Here is a 14,794-nt window from a genome sequence, read left to right as displayed (position 1 = left end):
CTTGATTTATTTAAAATTTTGAAATGAAGATTTTTTTGATTGGATATATGGGTTGTGGTAAATCACGCTGGGGTAAGATGATTGCGGCTCATTATGGTTTTCATTTTGCAGATCTTGATACTCTGATTGAAAAGAGAGAGAATTTAACGATCCCAAAAATTTTCGAAAAATTCGGAGAATCAGGTTTTCGGCAACGGGAACATGATGCACTGAAATCAATTTCCGATACAGAAAATCTTATTGTAGCTACCGGTGGCGGAGCTCCATGTTTCAACAACAACATGGAGGAGATGAATCGCTTGGGGGTTACTTTGTTTATCGAATGCAGTCCTTCGTTGCTTCGGGAGCGAATTACGAACTCAGATACCGAGCGTCCTTTGGTGAAAAATTTCTCACAGGATGAACTTCTGGACTACATAGTAAGGCATTTAAAGACCAGAATGCCTTTTTACGAAAAGGCACAGTATAAAATGGTCTCTGGTAACTTGGAATTAGAAGACTTTATCGTAATTCTAGATCCAATTATAAATCCGTAAGTTGAGGAATCTCAAAATCATTCAAACTACCAAGAACTTTATTTGCGATGATAAATTTATCAAAATTACAGGCATCTTTCTCAGGAACTGCAATACATTTCATACCTGCTGCAAGAGCAGAGATTACGCCATTTAAAGAATCTTCGAAAACTACACATTCTGAAGGATGAATGCCGAGTAATTCCGCTGTTGTTATAAAAACCTGTGGATGTGGTTTTCCATATTTTTCAAATTCGGCCGAATGAACTACTTCGAAATAATCTTGAAGTTGTAGTTTTTCCAAAACAGCTGAGATAATTCTCATTTTCGAGGATGAGGCAAGTCCAATTTTAAAGGAAGCCTGTTGTAAATTTTTCAGAGTTTTATTCACGCCATCCAAACAAGCTCCTTTTTCCAATACCAAACGAATAACATTTTCAACAATATCTTCTGTAACTTTCTCTTTCGAAACATGATTCCAGGGCGTCATTTTATACATTACTTCAACTACCTCGTCTATTCTTTTTCCCATGAACTGTTCAAACATTTTATTGTTAACATCAAGTCCAAGTGAAGAGAATACTTTTGTTTCACTCTCCTGCCAGAATGGTTCTGAATTAATCAAAAGACCATCCATATCAAAAATTACTGCTTTAATCATAGTTACATTTTACATTTAGCTTGCAAAAATACTTATTTTAAGTATACGATAGAGAAGGCAGCAATCACATCTGATTATTTACTGTTAATAATTGTTAAATCGCTGACAGTTCAGTTGGATAGATGGGCTTTTTTCTAAATTTGTTAGATACAATTAGATTTTTCGTATATGGATATTGTTGTTGAACATCTTACCAAAAGATATGGTCCTCAAAAGGCTGTTGATAATGTATCTTTTCGTGTGAAAGCAGGAGAGGTTTTAGGTTTTTTGGGTCCTAACGGAGCAGGAAAAACCACTACCATGAAAGCAATGGCATGTTTTATTAAACCTGAAGAAGGAGACATATTGGTTGGTGGTTACTCTATTCATGATCATCCCGAAATCATTAAGAAAAATATTGGATATCTGGCCGAAAATAATCCATTGTACCAGGAAATGAACATTATCGATTTTCTGGAATTCATTGCGAAAATTCATGGGATACCTAAATATCTTATTCCTGAAAGGATATTGGATATGATTCGGACATGTGGTTTAGAAGGGGAAAAACACAAATTAATTGGTGAGCTGTCAAAAGGTTATCAGCAAAGAGTAGGGTTGGCGCAGGCTTTAATTCATGATCCGGATATCTTAATTCTTGATGAGCCGACAACTGGGCTTGATCCAAACCAGATTGTTGAGATTCGGGAGCTTATCAAGCGTATTGGAAAGGAAAAAACGGTTATCTTAAGTTCTCATATTTTAGCAGAGGTTGAAGCTACCTGCGATCGTATTTTAATCATTAATAATGGTAGAATTGTTGTGGACGGAACCGCTGCAGAATTAAGGAAGCAAGCTCAGGGAAATGAGATCCTGAAATTGGGAGTACAAGGAGGCGATATTGACCATATTTTTGAATCCTTATTTAAGATTGAAACCATCGATTCTATTGATATTATTGATGTTGATAAACAATTGTTTGAGATCCAGTCTTTGCCCAATACAACATCGGTTAAATCTATATTCGATACCTGTGTTCGAAATAATTATTACATTACTGAGCTGACCCCTACAGAAAAAAAACTGGAGGATATATTTCGGATATTAACCCTTCATTAGATTTTTATGAAACAGATTTTACACATTGCCAGCCGGGAGCTAAGCACCTTTTTTGATTCATTAACAGCTTATGTATTAATCGTTATTTTTTTAGGATTTAGTGGTTTTTTTACTTGGATTTACGGGGCAGATGTCTTTTTTGTAGGGCAAGCTAATCTCAATACATTTTTTACTGTTGCTTACTGGAGTTTGTTTATTTTTATTCCGGCTCTTACTATGCGTTCAATTGCGGGGGAATTAAAGGCAGGAACACTTGAGCTCCTTCTTACTAAACCCGTGAGCGATTGGCAATTAATTTTTGGTAAGTTTTTGTCCACTTTGCTGCTAATTGCAATAGCTCTGGCTCCAACAGTAATTTATTATTTCACTTTATGGGCAATTGGTCCGGTAGATCATTCGGCAATTTTATTGGGATACGTGGGTTTATTGCTTATGAGTATGGTTTATATTAGTATTGGATTGCTTGCCTCCTGTATTGCCTCCAATCCAATAATTGCCTCTTTAACAGCCTTATCTATAGGCATATTCTTTCACATTATTTTTGATGTGTTGGCTTCGAATTTTGTTGGTTTCCTTGGGAGTTTCTTTAGTTATATGAGTCTTTCAACTCATTTTGAATCAATATCAAGAGGTGTTGTTGATACAAAAGATCTGATTTATTTCTTCTCTCTTGTGTTTTTCTGTCTTTTTACGTCAAAAATGATTTTATCAAATCGCAATCTGTAAATCCTGATTTATGACTAAAAGAAAAAATATAATATATAGCAGTTTAGTTGTAGCAGGAATTTTAATCATCCTGAATTTTATTTCTTCGGTTTTTTTCTTTCGGGCTGATTTTACCGAGGATAAGAGATATACATTGGATCGATCAACCAAACGTATTTTAAGAGAGGTGGAGACACCTATTATAATAACTTTGTATGTGTCAGATAATCTGCCTCCGGACGTTAACCGGACGGTACAGGATCTGAAAAACCTTTTAACAGAATATAATAATTACAGTAAGAAGAAAATTGATTTTGAATTTATCAACCCCAATGTAAATGAGGAGTTGGAACAAGAGGCCATCGAGGCCGGAATCAATCCAGTGCCGCTGGAAGTTCGGGAAAAAGATCAGATTAAGGTGCAAAGAGTCTTTTTGGGAATGTCTATTCAAGTTGGAGATAAGTCAGAAATTATTCCATTAATTAAACCTGGAATAGTTATGGAATATACTTTGTCTACCTTAATTAAAAGACTAACCATTAAGGATAAACCTAAAATTGGCTACATTGTTGGACACGGTGAGCCTGCACTTGGAAAATTGGAACAGGCCATTGCCGAACTATCCATTTTGTACGATGTTAAGCAGATTCATTTGTTATCTGAGCCTGATCTTTCGAATTACAAGTCTTTGATGTTAATTGGGCCCATGGCAACCATTTCATCAACACAATTATCACGTCTGGATAAATATTTAGCTGGCGGTGGGAATTTATTTATAGCTATCGAGCGGGTAAACGGCATGTTGAATGATGGAATTGGCGTTTCGGTAAATACCGGTTTGGAAACATGGCTGCAAACAAAAGGCTTGTATGTAGATGATTCTTTTATTGTGGATAAAAAATGTGGAACCGTAACGGTTCAGCAGCAAGGATATTTTTCCTATCCACAGCAAATTAATTTTCCTTTTTTGCCTGTGATATCAAAATTTTCAAACCATACTATTACAGATGGTATAGAAACGGTTGTGTTGCAGTTTGCAAGCCCGATTAGTTTCATAGGTGATAGTACGATGAACTATCAGCCTCTTGCCTTTACATCCGACATTTCGGGGAAATTAAAAGCACCAATTAGTTTTAATATTGGAAGAATATGGCGTGCACAGGATTTTCTTTATCCGGATTTAACCGTTGCGGCTACAATAAGAGGAAATATGGGTGGTGAAAAAGAAGCGCGAATTTGTGTTGTAGGTGATGGAGATTTTATTGTGAATGGTTTAGGTGCCAGTAAAATTGCTATTCAGAGAGATAATATTAATTTTTTAGCGAATGCGGTAGATTGGCTAAGTGATGATACCGGGTTGATGTCGTTAAGAACAAAAGGCGTTTCTTCACGCCCAATAAAAGAAATTACCGATGCCAGAGTTTTCTTTTTAAAATATCTTAATTTCTTACTTCCACTTGTGCTAATAATTGCATATGGTTTGTTCCGTTTTGAAAGAAGACGAAGGAAGCGAACTAAAAGAATGAAACCCGGTTTTATAAAGTAGAACGGGTGTAGGAAGAGTTGTTTTATCCCGGCTTCTGGCAATTCCGGGAAAGAATATACCAGAAGCTTATTAGCATATCAATAAATCGGGATAAATAAGTCAGATCGAGTCTGATTTTATTTATTAATTGCAATTTAATTATATATTCCTTTCCGATCAAAATTTTTTGATTAATGTTTGAATTGTTTGTTGTGATAAAAATGTTGTTGGTCTGCAAAATATGGATGTACAGCGCTTTTTAGTAGTGTTATTTAAATGGAATTAAAATAAAGACATCTAATCGTTGTTAATAAAACATTTAGTATTGTTAATAAAACAACATAAAAAAAACGAAGCAAGTACTTCGTTTTTTTTATTTTATATTGTTTTAACAGGATTAATTTTTAGCTTTTGGGTTGAATCTTCAATTTTTGCCCCACTTTAAGACTTCCATCATCTTTTATATTATTAATTTTCATAATGTCGGAGTTGGAAATGCCCGGAAATTTCTTGGCGATAGTCCAGAAGTTGTCACCTCTTTTCACGGTATAATAAATGTATGATTCGTTACTGTTAGCAGTAGGAGTTGATTTCGCACTGGTTTGTGTTGTTGATGCAACTGTTTTGCCCAATGTAGCTTGTTTCTGACTGTAACTCATTGTATTGAAACTACTATAATAGGATTCTTTTCCTTTAGGAACATACAGCACTAGTTTTTGGCCAACTTTAATTAAGTTTCTTCTTACGTTATTCCAATATCTGAGATCCGACGTTCTAACGTGAAACCAGGAAGCAATAAGTCCTATGGCATCACCCGATTTTACTTTGTAATACACCTTGGCTTTATCCTTGGGTGTAACGTGGGCAAACTTTTGGTAACGGTCATTAGGATTTACCACTTTATCTTTCATGCTAAAATAATACTCCTTTTTGTAAGCAAAAACAGAGTCTTGATTATCTATAAACTTAGAGGTGTATTCCAGAGGGATTTTTAATGCATAACCATTTTTACTAGCAGGTATAATATCAGCTCTGTATTGAGGATTTAATTCTCTTAATTGTTCTTTTGAAATGTTGATTACGTTGGCAACCTGATCAAAGTGAAGTTGTTCACTAATAAGCAATGTGTCGCATGCAACAGGCAAATTTGATGGCTGCGGGAATAACTGATGCTCTTTGTGGTAATTAAAAGTATAAAGAGCGGCTATAAATGCAGGTACATATCCTCTTGTTTCTTTTGGTAAATGAAAATAGATATCCCAATAGTTTTTCTTACCGCCACTTCGTCTGATTGCTTTATTAACATTTCCTGGGCCACAGTTGTAGGCAGCAATTACCAAATGCCAATTTCCGTAAACCCGGTACATATCCTTCAGATATTTTACTGCGGCATAACTGGCTTTTACAGGATCTCTTCGCTCATCAATAAAAGTATTAATGTCAAGCTTATACATTCTGCCGGTTCCATACATAAATTGCCATAAACCACTGGCTCCGGCTCTGGATAGTGCTTTTGGATTTAAAGCCGATTCGATGATGGGTAAATATTTTAATTCCTGAGGCAGACCTTCTTTGTCCAAAATCTCTTCGATAATCGGGAAATAATATTCTGACATTCCCATCATCATTTCAACCTGAGATCTTCTTCTTTGCGAATACAATTCGATGTAGTTTCGCACGATTTTATTGTAAGATAAATCGATTATGGAAGGAATTTGTTCCAATCGTTTGATATAAACGGAATCGGGAATTTTTTCTGTTTGAACCGAAATGGAGTCCTGAACGTATTTTCTTGTTTTAAACGTATTTTTTGCGTACCATGAATAAAGCAGACTGTCTAAGTTGTTTGAGAAGGTTGTATTGATACTGTCATTCAAATCCCAGCGAACATCCACCGGATTAATTTTCAGAAAATCCAAAGAGTCCTTTTCAGTTTCCTCAATTACATTTTCTGCAACTTTCGATAAGGTGTCAATTTCAGAAAGAGTTACTTGTTCAATTTCAGATTCTGTCTTGAATGTTTGTTCCGAACTTGACTGTTTGGTAGTGCTGCAAGCAAATGCTGTCCCTAAAAAAATAAGGGGTAAAATATATTGTTTTCTTTTCATCATTGTTTTTTAAAAGGTAATTTGGCATCTAAAGCCAAGAGAATTGCCCGAAAAAGCAGAATAACTAACCGCTGGTTCTACTTTAATAGTCAAGTCATTGTTCACATTAAAATTGGTAAAATGTGCATCAACCGCAGCATCAACAATATTTAGTACGTAAACTCCGACCAAAATGATATAGCTAAGATCGCGATCGTGCTTGTAAGAGTCTTTACCATTTTGCAAAGTGGTTTTAAACCAGGTATCTGTACGTGAATCCGTTTCTTCCCAATCATTTTCCAGAATTTTCTGGTAACTATCCGCAGTAGGTTTTTCGGTCACTAGTTTTTCTTCTTCAGAGAGAGCTTTCCAATCGTAAAATTCAGAAAAATCTTTAAAGCCACTTTTGTATTTTTTATAATTTTTGGTATTCCAGTTAATGGCATAAACTGTTACCCCAATCCCTGCGTATAGAATAGGTATCTTCCAGTACTTTTTGTTGTATGCTTGTCCTAAACCAGGAAATATAACAGAGTACATGGTTGCTTTATGAGGAGAATGAACTTTAACAATTGATTCTACCGCTACAGTGTCTGCTTCTACTAATTGCTGAGAAATGGCATTGTTTGACTTGCCAAAAAGCATAAGAAAGATCAGCCCAAGGATAATTACCAGGCGCAAATTATTCAATGTTTAAAATTTTAAAAGTTTCAACTAACTTATGATTTCATTTGATCCAATACTGCTAGGATACGTTCTAAATCGTCATCGGATGTAAATGGGATAATGATTTTTCCTTTGCCGTTTTTGGTGCGTTTAAGATCAACTTTTGCACTAAAATGATTGGCTAAGTGATCTTTTAAAGATTCATACTCTTTAGGAAGCGCTGTCGCTTTCTCCAGAGCAGGTTTTTCTTCAGTTGTTTGGTTGAAATTACGAACCAATTCTTCAACTTTTCGAACTGAGAAATCATTTTCAACGGTTACTTGAAAAATTTCCAGTTGAGTTCTTGGATCATCAACATTTACCAATGCGCGGGCATGGCCCATAAGTAGTTTTTTCTCGCGAATTCCTTTTTGAATTTCAGCAGGTAGTCTTAGGAGTCGTAAATAATTTGAAACTGTAGAGCGTTTTTTGCCAACACGGTCAGATAAACTCTCTTGTGTCAGTTTGCACTCTTCAATTAATCTTTGGTAACTAATGGCAATTTCAATAGAATCAAGATCTTCACGTTGGATATTTTCAACCAAGGCAAGTTCCAGCATTTTATCATCTTCAGCCAATCGAACGTAAGCTGGAATTTTTGTTAGTCCGGCAATTTTAGCTGCCCGATAACGTCTTTCTCCGGCAATAAGCTGGTAGGAGTTATTATGAATTTTTCGAACCGTAATTGGCTGAACAATTCCTAATTCTTTAATAGATTGAGCCAATTCATTCAAAGCTTCCTCATCAAATTTAGTTCTTGGCTGATAGGGATTTGCTTCAATTTTTGAGATCTCGATTTCGTTACTTAAATCTTTTTCAGGTCTTGCCTGAACATCATCGATATCATTAATAAGTGCTCCTAATCCTCTTCCTAATGCGCTCTTTTTTACCATCTTACTATTTCAATATTATTCGCTAATGAGTTTTGCCTTGGTGTTTGTTTTTGTCAGGTTATTATTTTTCAATAATTCACGAGCCAAATTTAAGTAATTAACTGCTCCGGCCGATTCTGCATCGTAAAGAATTGCTGGTTTACCGTAACTTGGAGCCTCACCTAGCTTAGTGTTACGCTGAATGATTGTTTCGAAAACCATATCCTGAAAGTGTTTTTTAACTTCACTTACAACTTGATTAGATAATCGTAAACGGCTATCATACATCGTCAAAAGAAATCCTTCAATTTCCAAATCCGGATTTAAACGGTTCTGAATAATTTTAATCGTATTCAGAAGTTTTCCCAAACCTTCCAATGCAAAATATTCACACTGAACAGGAATGATTATTGAATTAGCTGCTGTCAGCGCATTCACGGTAATTAAACCAAGTGAAGGCGAACAGTCAATTAGAATAAAATCATAATCAGGACTTAATTTTTCAAGAACTTTCAATAAGATTTGCTCACGATTTGCAAGATTCAACATCTCAATTTCAGCACCTACCAAGTCAATGTGCGAAGGAAGAATATCAAATCCTTCAATCTCGCTATGCAAAATGGCTTCTTTAGGTTCAATTCCATCAACAATACATTCGTAAATGCTTTTTTCAATGTTTCGAACATCAAAGCCAATGCCTGAGGTCGAATTTGCCTGCGGATCAGCATCGACAATTAAAACCTTATACTCCAAAACAGCAAGACTTGAAGCAAGATTTATTGCTGTAGTGGTTTTTCCAACCCCTCCTTTTTGGTTTGCCAGAGCAATTATTTTAGCCATAAACAATTCTGATTACAAGGTTTTATATTATAAAAATGAACTTGTTCCAAAGATACTATTTTAAAGCATATTTAAAATTTTGAAGCGATCTAAAATAGTAACAAATGCAAGAGAATTATCAACATATTATAGTGCTGCAAGGCTAAAACCATAAGGAAACAGAACTCCTTGGGGATGAACGCTTTTCATAATTGAAAAATAACTTGTACGCTTTTCTAAAGTTTGTCGATTATCTTACTGCTTTCAGCTAAAAGTTGATCTTTGTTAATAGGTACAACAACAGGAATTTCACATACAATTCCTCCTGCAAGGTTCGAGATTGCAGCAATTTGTCTTGCATTCATACCGGTGGCCAAACACAAGGCCGCAACGCTGATTACAGTATCGCCGGCTCCTGAAACATCAGCAATTTGTCTAACTACTGCCGGAATGTGTTCGTAGGTTTTTTCATTGCTGATAAAAACGCCTAACTCTGATAAAGTAATAAATAGTTTTTTAATGCCCATCTTATTCTGAAACTTCTTGGCTTCGTCGAATAATCCTTGAATATCTCCTTTTTCAAGCAGAAGATTGGAACCTTCCACAAATTCTTTGAAGTTTGGTTTGAAAAGGCTTACATTTTTATAGTCGTTGTAATGACGTTTTTTAGGATCTGCCAAAACAGGAATTGCTTTACTGTTAGCAAGATTGGTGATTTCATCAATCAGGTTTTTGGTGATCACACCTTTGTCGTAATCTTCAAAAATAATCGCATGAATTTCATGTTTCTCGATTAAGCTTTTGATGTGATCAATAAACTCAGTTTCTATTTCATCCGCTAATTCATGAGTATCTTCCTCATCAACACGAATAAGGTGTTGGTTGTTGCTTATGAAGCGCGTTTTTACCGTTGTTCTCCGTTTGTTGCTAACAACTATTCCATATTGCTCTTCTTCAATCTCAGTTAAAAGATTTAGAAATTCTTTGCCTTTTTCATCCTCACCAATTACTGAACAAAGAATAGGGCTTGCACCTAACGATTTGATGTTTAGAGCTACGTTTGCCGCTCCACCTAATCTGCTTTCGTGTTTAACGCAAGAAACAATTGGTACCGGTGCCTCTGGTGATATCCGATCTACTTTACCCCAAACGTAGGCGTCAACCATAACGTCGCCGATAACCAGCACATTTAATTTGGAGAAGGATTCGAATGTTTGTTCTAATTCAATTTTATTCACTATTTCCTGGTTTTTGAATTATGTCAGCAAAGATAAACAAATTCGTGTGTTCGCGAATTTTTAGCACATTCCTTATGTATTTTTAACACATTTGGGAAGTTCGATTACAAATTTTAAATGCCTGAAACCGATGTCGTTTACATCGGATCGACGTCAAAATTAATTTGAATAGATTTAAATTGATCCATGCTTTTTAGATGATTTGCATGTTGATTTAAAATCCATTTGGCTTTAGATGGGGAACTTTTCTTCTCTATTTTTAAAAGGATGTTAACGATGTATAAGTTTTGAATTCGGTTAATAACAGGCGATTGAGGCCCAAATACACGAATGCCAAAAATTTTCCGTAAAGATTTTGCCAAGGTTTCTGACGCCTGATTTACCAGAGTTTGGTTTTTGTGTTTTAAACAGATGTTGATTAAGCGGTAAAAAGGCGGATAAATAAATTCTTTTCTTTCTGCCAATTGATCGGAGTACATCGAAATATAATCGTTTTCGATTACATTTTTTATGATTGGGTGTTCGGGAGTATAAGTTTGTATCAGTACTTTGCCTCTTTTCTTTTTTCGTCCGGCACGTCCGGAAACCTGAGCCATCATCTGAAAACTCCGTTCGTAGGCACGAAAATCCGGGTAATTTAGCATTGAGTCGGCATTTAGCACACCAACCAAACTCACATTATCAAAATCGAGCCCCTTCGAAACCATTTGTGTGCCCACTAAAATATCGAGTTCCTGATTTTCGAATTTGTAAATGAGCTTTTCATAGGCCATCTTTTTTCGGGTGGTATCCAAATCCATTCTTGCAATTCTTGCATCAGGAAAGAAACCCGTTAATTCCTCTTCAATTTTTTCAGTTCCAAAACCTTTGTCTTCAATTTCGGTTGAACTGCAATGTTCACAGCTGGTTGGCGGATGAATACTGTGAGCACAGTAATGGCAAACCAACTGATTGTTGAATCGGTGGTATGTTAAGCTTACAGCACAGTTTGGGCAATGAGGAACCCACCCGCAGCTTTTGCACTCCAGATAGGGTGAATATCCTCTTCTGTTTTGAAATAAAATAATCTGTTCCTTATTTTTCAGGCAAGTCTCCATCATTTGCATCAACTCAGGAGAGAACATCGATTTCATCTGTTTTTTCCGTTTGGCTTCCTTTACATCAGCAATAATTATTTCAGGCATTTCCAGATTCTGGTGACGCTGAAACAATTCTACCAAACCGTATTTGCCCGTTTTGGCATTGTAGTAGGTTTCTATTGCGGGTGTGGCAGTGCCCAATAAAGTTTTTGCCTGATGCAAATGAGCCAGATAAATAGAAGCATCTCGTGCGTGGTATCGTGGAGCCGGATCGAATTGTTTGTACGTGTTTTCATGTTCTTCATCGACAATTATTAAGCCTAAATTTTTGAAAGGCAAAAATATTGATGAACGAACACCTAAAATTACCTGATAGGCAGTATCAGGATTGTTTTGATTGATATTGTTGTAGATTTCTACCCGTTCGGCATCGTTGAATTTTGAATGGTAGATTCCTACTTTATTTCCAAATACAGTTCGCAGCCGATTGATGATCTGAGTTGTTAAAGCAATTTCCGGCAACAGGTAAAGTACCTGTTTTCCAAGTTGTAACTGCTCCTGAATTAGATGGATGTATATTTCTGTTTTTCCACTTGAGGTGACTCCGTGGAGCAGTACACAGTTCTTCTCTTCAAAGTTTTCACGGATCTCAGCAATTGCTTTTTCCTGATATTCATTCAATTCTTTAAGTCCTGAAGTTTCGGCATGCGACAGATCGATTCTATCCAGTTTCTCATGGTAAATTTCAAGAATGCTTTTTTCCACCAAACTTTTTAAAACGCTTTTGGAAGCTGCTGTTGACTTTAAAAGTTCGGGGACTGAAACTTTTAGAGCATTTTCTTCGAAGTAGTGTTTGGAAAGATTAAGATAGGAGAGGAGTATCTCCTGTTGCTTTTTTGCTCTTTTTAAGTCATTAATCAGATCGCCCATTTCCGATTCGCTAAAATCAGATGCCAATCGAACAAACTCCTTTTTCTTTTCCTTGTAATGGTTAATAATTTGTTCTTCGATGGAAACGGCTCCTTTTTCGAGTAGTGATTTTACTTGAGGAAGCGTATTTTTTAATCCTGTGGCCTGATTTAAGGCAGAAATATTCACGTCTTTTGAATGCTTTAGTACATTCAAAATTTGCTCCTCGGTTTTGCTAAGAGCTTCCAAAGTCTGAAAATCTTCGTTTGCAGTTATCTTTGTTTGGCTTTCCAGCTTTAATCCTGAAGGAAGTGCCGCTTTAAAAACGTCACCTAAAGTACATTGGTAATATTGTGATATCCACTCCCAAAAATTGAATTGAAATGAATTGATAATCGGAGATTCATCGAGACAGGTAATAATGTCCTTGGTTGAATAATCTGCAGGAGCTGTGTTGTGAATGTTTTTTACAATTCCGGTGTAGAACTTTTTACTGCCGAAAGGAACAACTACCCTTTTTCCAATGGCCAAATCAGCTTTTAGTTCCTCGGGAATAGAGTAGGTAAAAAGCCGGGCCAATGGAAGTGGCAGTATGATATCTGCAAATTTGGTAGTTTTGTTCATTCGTGTGTTCTTTTTCCCCAAAGTTATGAGTTCTGATTAGAATCTCATCATAACTGGAAAATAAGCATGAACAAAAACCACCGTTTTCAGAAAATTTAGATAGAAAGAATATCGTTAAGACTCATCAGTGAATCCTTAACTTTCTTCTTGTTTTTAATGGTTTTGTTGAATGAAACGTGCGAAACCTCACCGTTAACAATTCCAACCATAATACTCTTTTGATCATCCAGTAAGGCTTCAACTGCGGCAACACCTAAAGTAGATGCAGTTACACGGTCGAAAGCCGATGGAGAACCACCTCTTTGCATGTGTCCCAAAACAGATACTCTAATGTCGTACTCAGGATGTTCTTTTCCAATTTCCTTTGCAATTGTGTAAGCGCCACCAGATTTGTCACCTTCGGCTACAATTACAATACCACTTGATTTGTGTTCTTTATATCCTTTTTCAAGATATTTTTGCAATTCCTGAGTGTGGGTTTCTTTTTCAGGAATTAAAATAGCTTCAGCTCCTGTTGCAATTCCACTTCGCAAAGCAATAAAACCAGCATCACGGCCCATTACTTCAATAAAGAACAAACGGTTGTGAGCACTCGCAGTATCGCGGATTTTATCAACAGCGTCAATTACTGTGTTGATTGCCGTGTCGTAACCAATCGTGTAATCGGTACCAAACAAATCATTGTCAATAGTACCTGGAATTCCCACTACAGGGATATCAAATTCCTGTGTAAAAATTCGGGCTCCGGAAAATGTACCGTCACCACCAATAACCACAAGAGCATCTATTTTATTGGCAATCATTTGCTCATGTGCTTTTTTTCTTCCCTCAACAGTTCTGAATTCTTCACTTCTGGCCGAACGAAGAATGGTTCCGCCTTTTTGAATAATGTTGCTTACATCATGAGATTTCATTTTCTTAAAATCACCATGAATTAAGCCTTCGTATCCTTGCAGTACACCTACAACTTCAATTTTGTTATAGATAGCAGCACGAACAACAGCTCTGATGGCTGCATTCATTCCCGGAGCATCGCCTCCTGAAGTTAAAACTCCAATTTTCTTAATTTTAGACATGCTTAAATCGTTTTTATTTTCAAGTTTTATTTTTTCAATTGTATCATTCATCAGCCAGGTGGGAGTGGATGTTGCTCCGCTTACACCAACCGATTTCGCATTCGCAAACCAGTCCATATTCAACTCATCAGGGCAAGTGATAAAGTAACTGTTCCGATTTGTTCTTTTACAGACATCGAACAGTAATTTTCCGTTCGAACTTTTTTTTCCGCTCACAAAAATGATCACATCGTGTTTGCCTGCAAAATCCTTAAGTAAGGGAACACGATTCGATACCTTCCTGCAAATTGTATCATTAATGCTAAGGCTGTTTTTGCATTCTTTTTTCAGATATTCTGAAATTTCGGCAAAGCCTGAAATGGTTTTTGTTGTTTGCGAAAACAGAACAACCGGCAAGCTGAAGTTCACCAATTTTAAATCATCTGTATTTTCAACAACAATTGCCTTGCCTTCGGTTTGACCGACTAAACCATTTACCTCGGCATGACCTTTTTTACCGTATATAATTATTTGACCGTTTGACTTCTTAATCTCCCGGTATGCTTTTTTTATCTTTTTTTGCAGGTTTAAAACTACCGGGCACGAAGCATCAATAATTTCAATATTTTGATTTTTTGCTGTTTCGTAAGAGGTTGGAGGCTCTCCATGTGCTCTAAATAAAACTTTTTTTCCTGATAGTTTCGAAAACTGATCGTGATTGATGGCTTGTAACCCTTGAGCATTAAGACGATCAACTTCGATATTGTTGTGAACGATATCACCAATACAGAAGAGTTGATTGTCCTCTTTCAGTATTTCTTCCGCTTTATTTATGGCATTTACAACACCAAAGCAGAATCCGGCGTTAGGATCAATTTCAATATTCATTTTTTATCCTGTCT

Annotated in this window: 12 protein-coding genes; 4 read left to right on the top strand and 8 right to left on the bottom strand. The window is 36.2% G+C overall.

Translation table 11 applies throughout. The features are described 5' to 3' along the window. The first annotated feature begins 23 nt into the window (after window positions 1-23). Window positions 24-536, top strand: coding sequence for a shikimate kinase (locus ACHZAX_RS17285; protein ID WP_101308046.1), 513 nt, complete (start codon window positions 24-26; stop codon window positions 534-536). On the opposite strand, the gene hxpB is transcribed toward ACHZAX_RS17285, so the two are convergent. After that, window positions 523-1,176 carry a hexitol phosphatase HxpB gene (gene hxpB, locus ACHZAX_RS17280; protein ID WP_320019967.1) on the bottom strand — a complete coding sequence of 218 codons (654 nt, stop codon included), beginning with the start codon at window positions 1,174-1,176 and terminating at the stop codon, window positions 523-525. The genes ACHZAX_RS17285 and hxpB overlap by 14 nt on opposite strands. Window positions 1,177-1,344: 168 nt before the next feature. Here hxpB and ACHZAX_RS17275 point away from each other — a divergent pair, with 168 nt between their 5' ends. From ACHZAX_RS17275 to ACHZAX_RS17265, 3 genes are read left to right on the top strand one after another with little or no spacing between them, the layout of a single operon-like run. Beyond that, window positions 1,345-2,274, top strand: a complete 930-nt coding sequence (locus ACHZAX_RS17275) for an ABC transporter ATP-binding protein (protein ID WP_320019966.1) — start codon at window positions 1,345-1,347, stop codon at window positions 2,272-2,274. Window positions 2,275-2,280: 6 nt separating this feature from the next. Next, window positions 2,281-3,000 (top strand): ABC transporter permease subunit, encoded by a 720-nt coding sequence (locus ACHZAX_RS17270; RefSeq protein ID WP_101308049.1) that lies wholly within the window; start codon window positions 2,281-2,283, stop codon window positions 2,998-3,000. Window positions 3,001-3,010: 10 nt separating this feature from the next. After that, window positions 3,011-4,525, top strand: coding sequence for a GldG family protein (locus ACHZAX_RS17265; RefSeq protein ID WP_320019965.1), 1,515 nt, complete (start codon window positions 3,011-3,013; stop codon window positions 4,523-4,525). 383 nt (window positions 4,526-4,908) lie between these two features. On the opposite strand, the gene ACHZAX_RS17260 is transcribed toward ACHZAX_RS17265, so the two are convergent. From ACHZAX_RS17260 to pfkA, 7 genes are all read right to left on the bottom strand, one after another. After that, the gene (locus ACHZAX_RS17260) at window positions 4,909-6,612 is read right to left on the bottom strand and encodes a lytic transglycosylase domain-containing protein (protein WP_320019964.1); all 1,704 of its coding nucleotides are present in this window, start codon (window positions 6,610-6,612) and stop codon (window positions 4,909-4,911) included. 9 nt (window positions 6,613-6,621) lie between these two features. Next, window positions 6,622-7,281 carry a DUF5683 domain-containing protein gene (locus ACHZAX_RS17255; protein ID WP_143470804.1) on the bottom strand — a complete coding sequence of 220 codons (660 nt, stop codon included), beginning with the start codon at window positions 7,279-7,281 and terminating at the stop codon, window positions 6,622-6,624. 29 nt (window positions 7,282-7,310) lie between these two features. Further along, window positions 7,311-8,189 carry a ParB/RepB/Spo0J family partition protein gene (locus ACHZAX_RS17250; protein WP_320019963.1) on the bottom strand — a complete coding sequence of 293 codons (879 nt, stop codon included), beginning with the start codon at window positions 8,187-8,189 and terminating at the stop codon, window positions 7,311-7,313. A gap of 15 nt (window positions 8,190-8,204) precedes the next feature. Then, window positions 8,205-9,008: a ParA family protein gene (locus ACHZAX_RS17245; RefSeq protein ID WP_101308054.1), complete on the bottom strand. Its 804-nt coding sequence runs from the start codon at window positions 9,006-9,008 to the stop codon at window positions 8,205-8,207. A 215-nt stretch (window positions 9,009-9,223) separates the two neighbouring features. Then, complete coding sequence (locus tag ACHZAX_RS17240; protein ID WP_218972978.1) at window positions 9,224-10,225, bottom strand: bifunctional heptose 7-phosphate kinase/heptose 1-phosphate adenyltransferase; 1,002 nt, start codon at window positions 10,223-10,225, stop codon at window positions 9,224-9,226. A gap of 137 nt (window positions 10,226-10,362) precedes the next feature. After that, entirely contained in the window at window positions 10,363-12,837 is a 2,475-nt protein-coding gene (gene priA, locus ACHZAX_RS17235) for a replication restart helicase PriA (protein ID WP_101308055.1), read from the bottom strand. A 95-nt stretch (window positions 12,838-12,932) separates the two neighbouring features. Further along, a complete protein-coding gene (gene pfkA / locus ACHZAX_RS17230) occupies window positions 12,933-14,780 on the bottom strand; it encodes a 6-phosphofructokinase (protein WP_101308056.1) in 1,848 nt (615 codons plus the stop codon). Between the last annotated feature and the right edge of the window lie 14 nt (window positions 14,781-14,794).

The sequence above is a fragment of the Labilibaculum manganireducens genome, from assembly GCF_963665805.2.
In the GTDB taxonomy this organism is placed as follows: Bacteria; Bacteroidota; Bacteroidia; order Bacteroidales; family Marinifilaceae; genus Labilibaculum; species Labilibaculum manganireducens.
This window is presented reverse-complemented; position numbering and strand designations above follow the sequence as displayed.

Excerpts from the sequence above, each read along its gene's own strand:
- ACHZAX_RS17285 (WP_101308046.1), top strand. The coding sequence starts at position 24 with ATGAAGATTTTTTTGATTGGATATATGGGTTGTGGTAAATCACGCTGG.
- hxpB (WP_320019967.1), bottom strand. The coding sequence starts at position 1,176 with ATGATTAAAGCAGTAATTTTTGATATGGATGGTCTTTTGATTAATTCA.
- ACHZAX_RS17275 (WP_320019966.1), top strand. The coding sequence starts at position 1,345 with ATGGATATTGTTGTTGAACATCTTACCAAAAGATATGGTCCTCAAAAG.
- ACHZAX_RS17270 (WP_101308049.1), top strand. The coding sequence starts at position 2,281 with ATGAAACAGATTTTACACATTGCCAGCCGGGAGCTAAGCACCTTTTTT.
- ACHZAX_RS17265 (WP_320019965.1), top strand. The coding sequence starts at position 3,011 with ATGACTAAAAGAAAAAATATAATATATAGCAGTTTAGTTGTAGCAGGA.
- ACHZAX_RS17260 (WP_320019964.1), bottom strand. The coding sequence starts at position 6,612 with ATGAAAAGAAAACAATATATTTTACCCCTTATTTTTTTAGGGACAGCA.
- ACHZAX_RS17250 (WP_320019963.1), bottom strand. The coding sequence starts at position 8,189 with ATGGTAAAAAAGAGCGCATTAGGAAGAGGATTAGGAGCACTTATTAAT.
- ACHZAX_RS17245 (WP_101308054.1), bottom strand. The coding sequence starts at position 9,008 with ATGGCTAAAATAATTGCTCTGGCAAACCAAAAAGGAGGGGTTGGAAAA.
- priA (WP_101308055.1), bottom strand. The coding sequence starts at position 12,837 with ATGAACAAAACTACCAAATTTGCAGATATCATACTGCCACTTCCATTG.
- pfkA (WP_101308056.1), bottom strand. The coding sequence starts at position 14,780 with ATGAATATTGAAATTGATCCTAACGCCGGATTCTGCTTTGGTGTTGTA.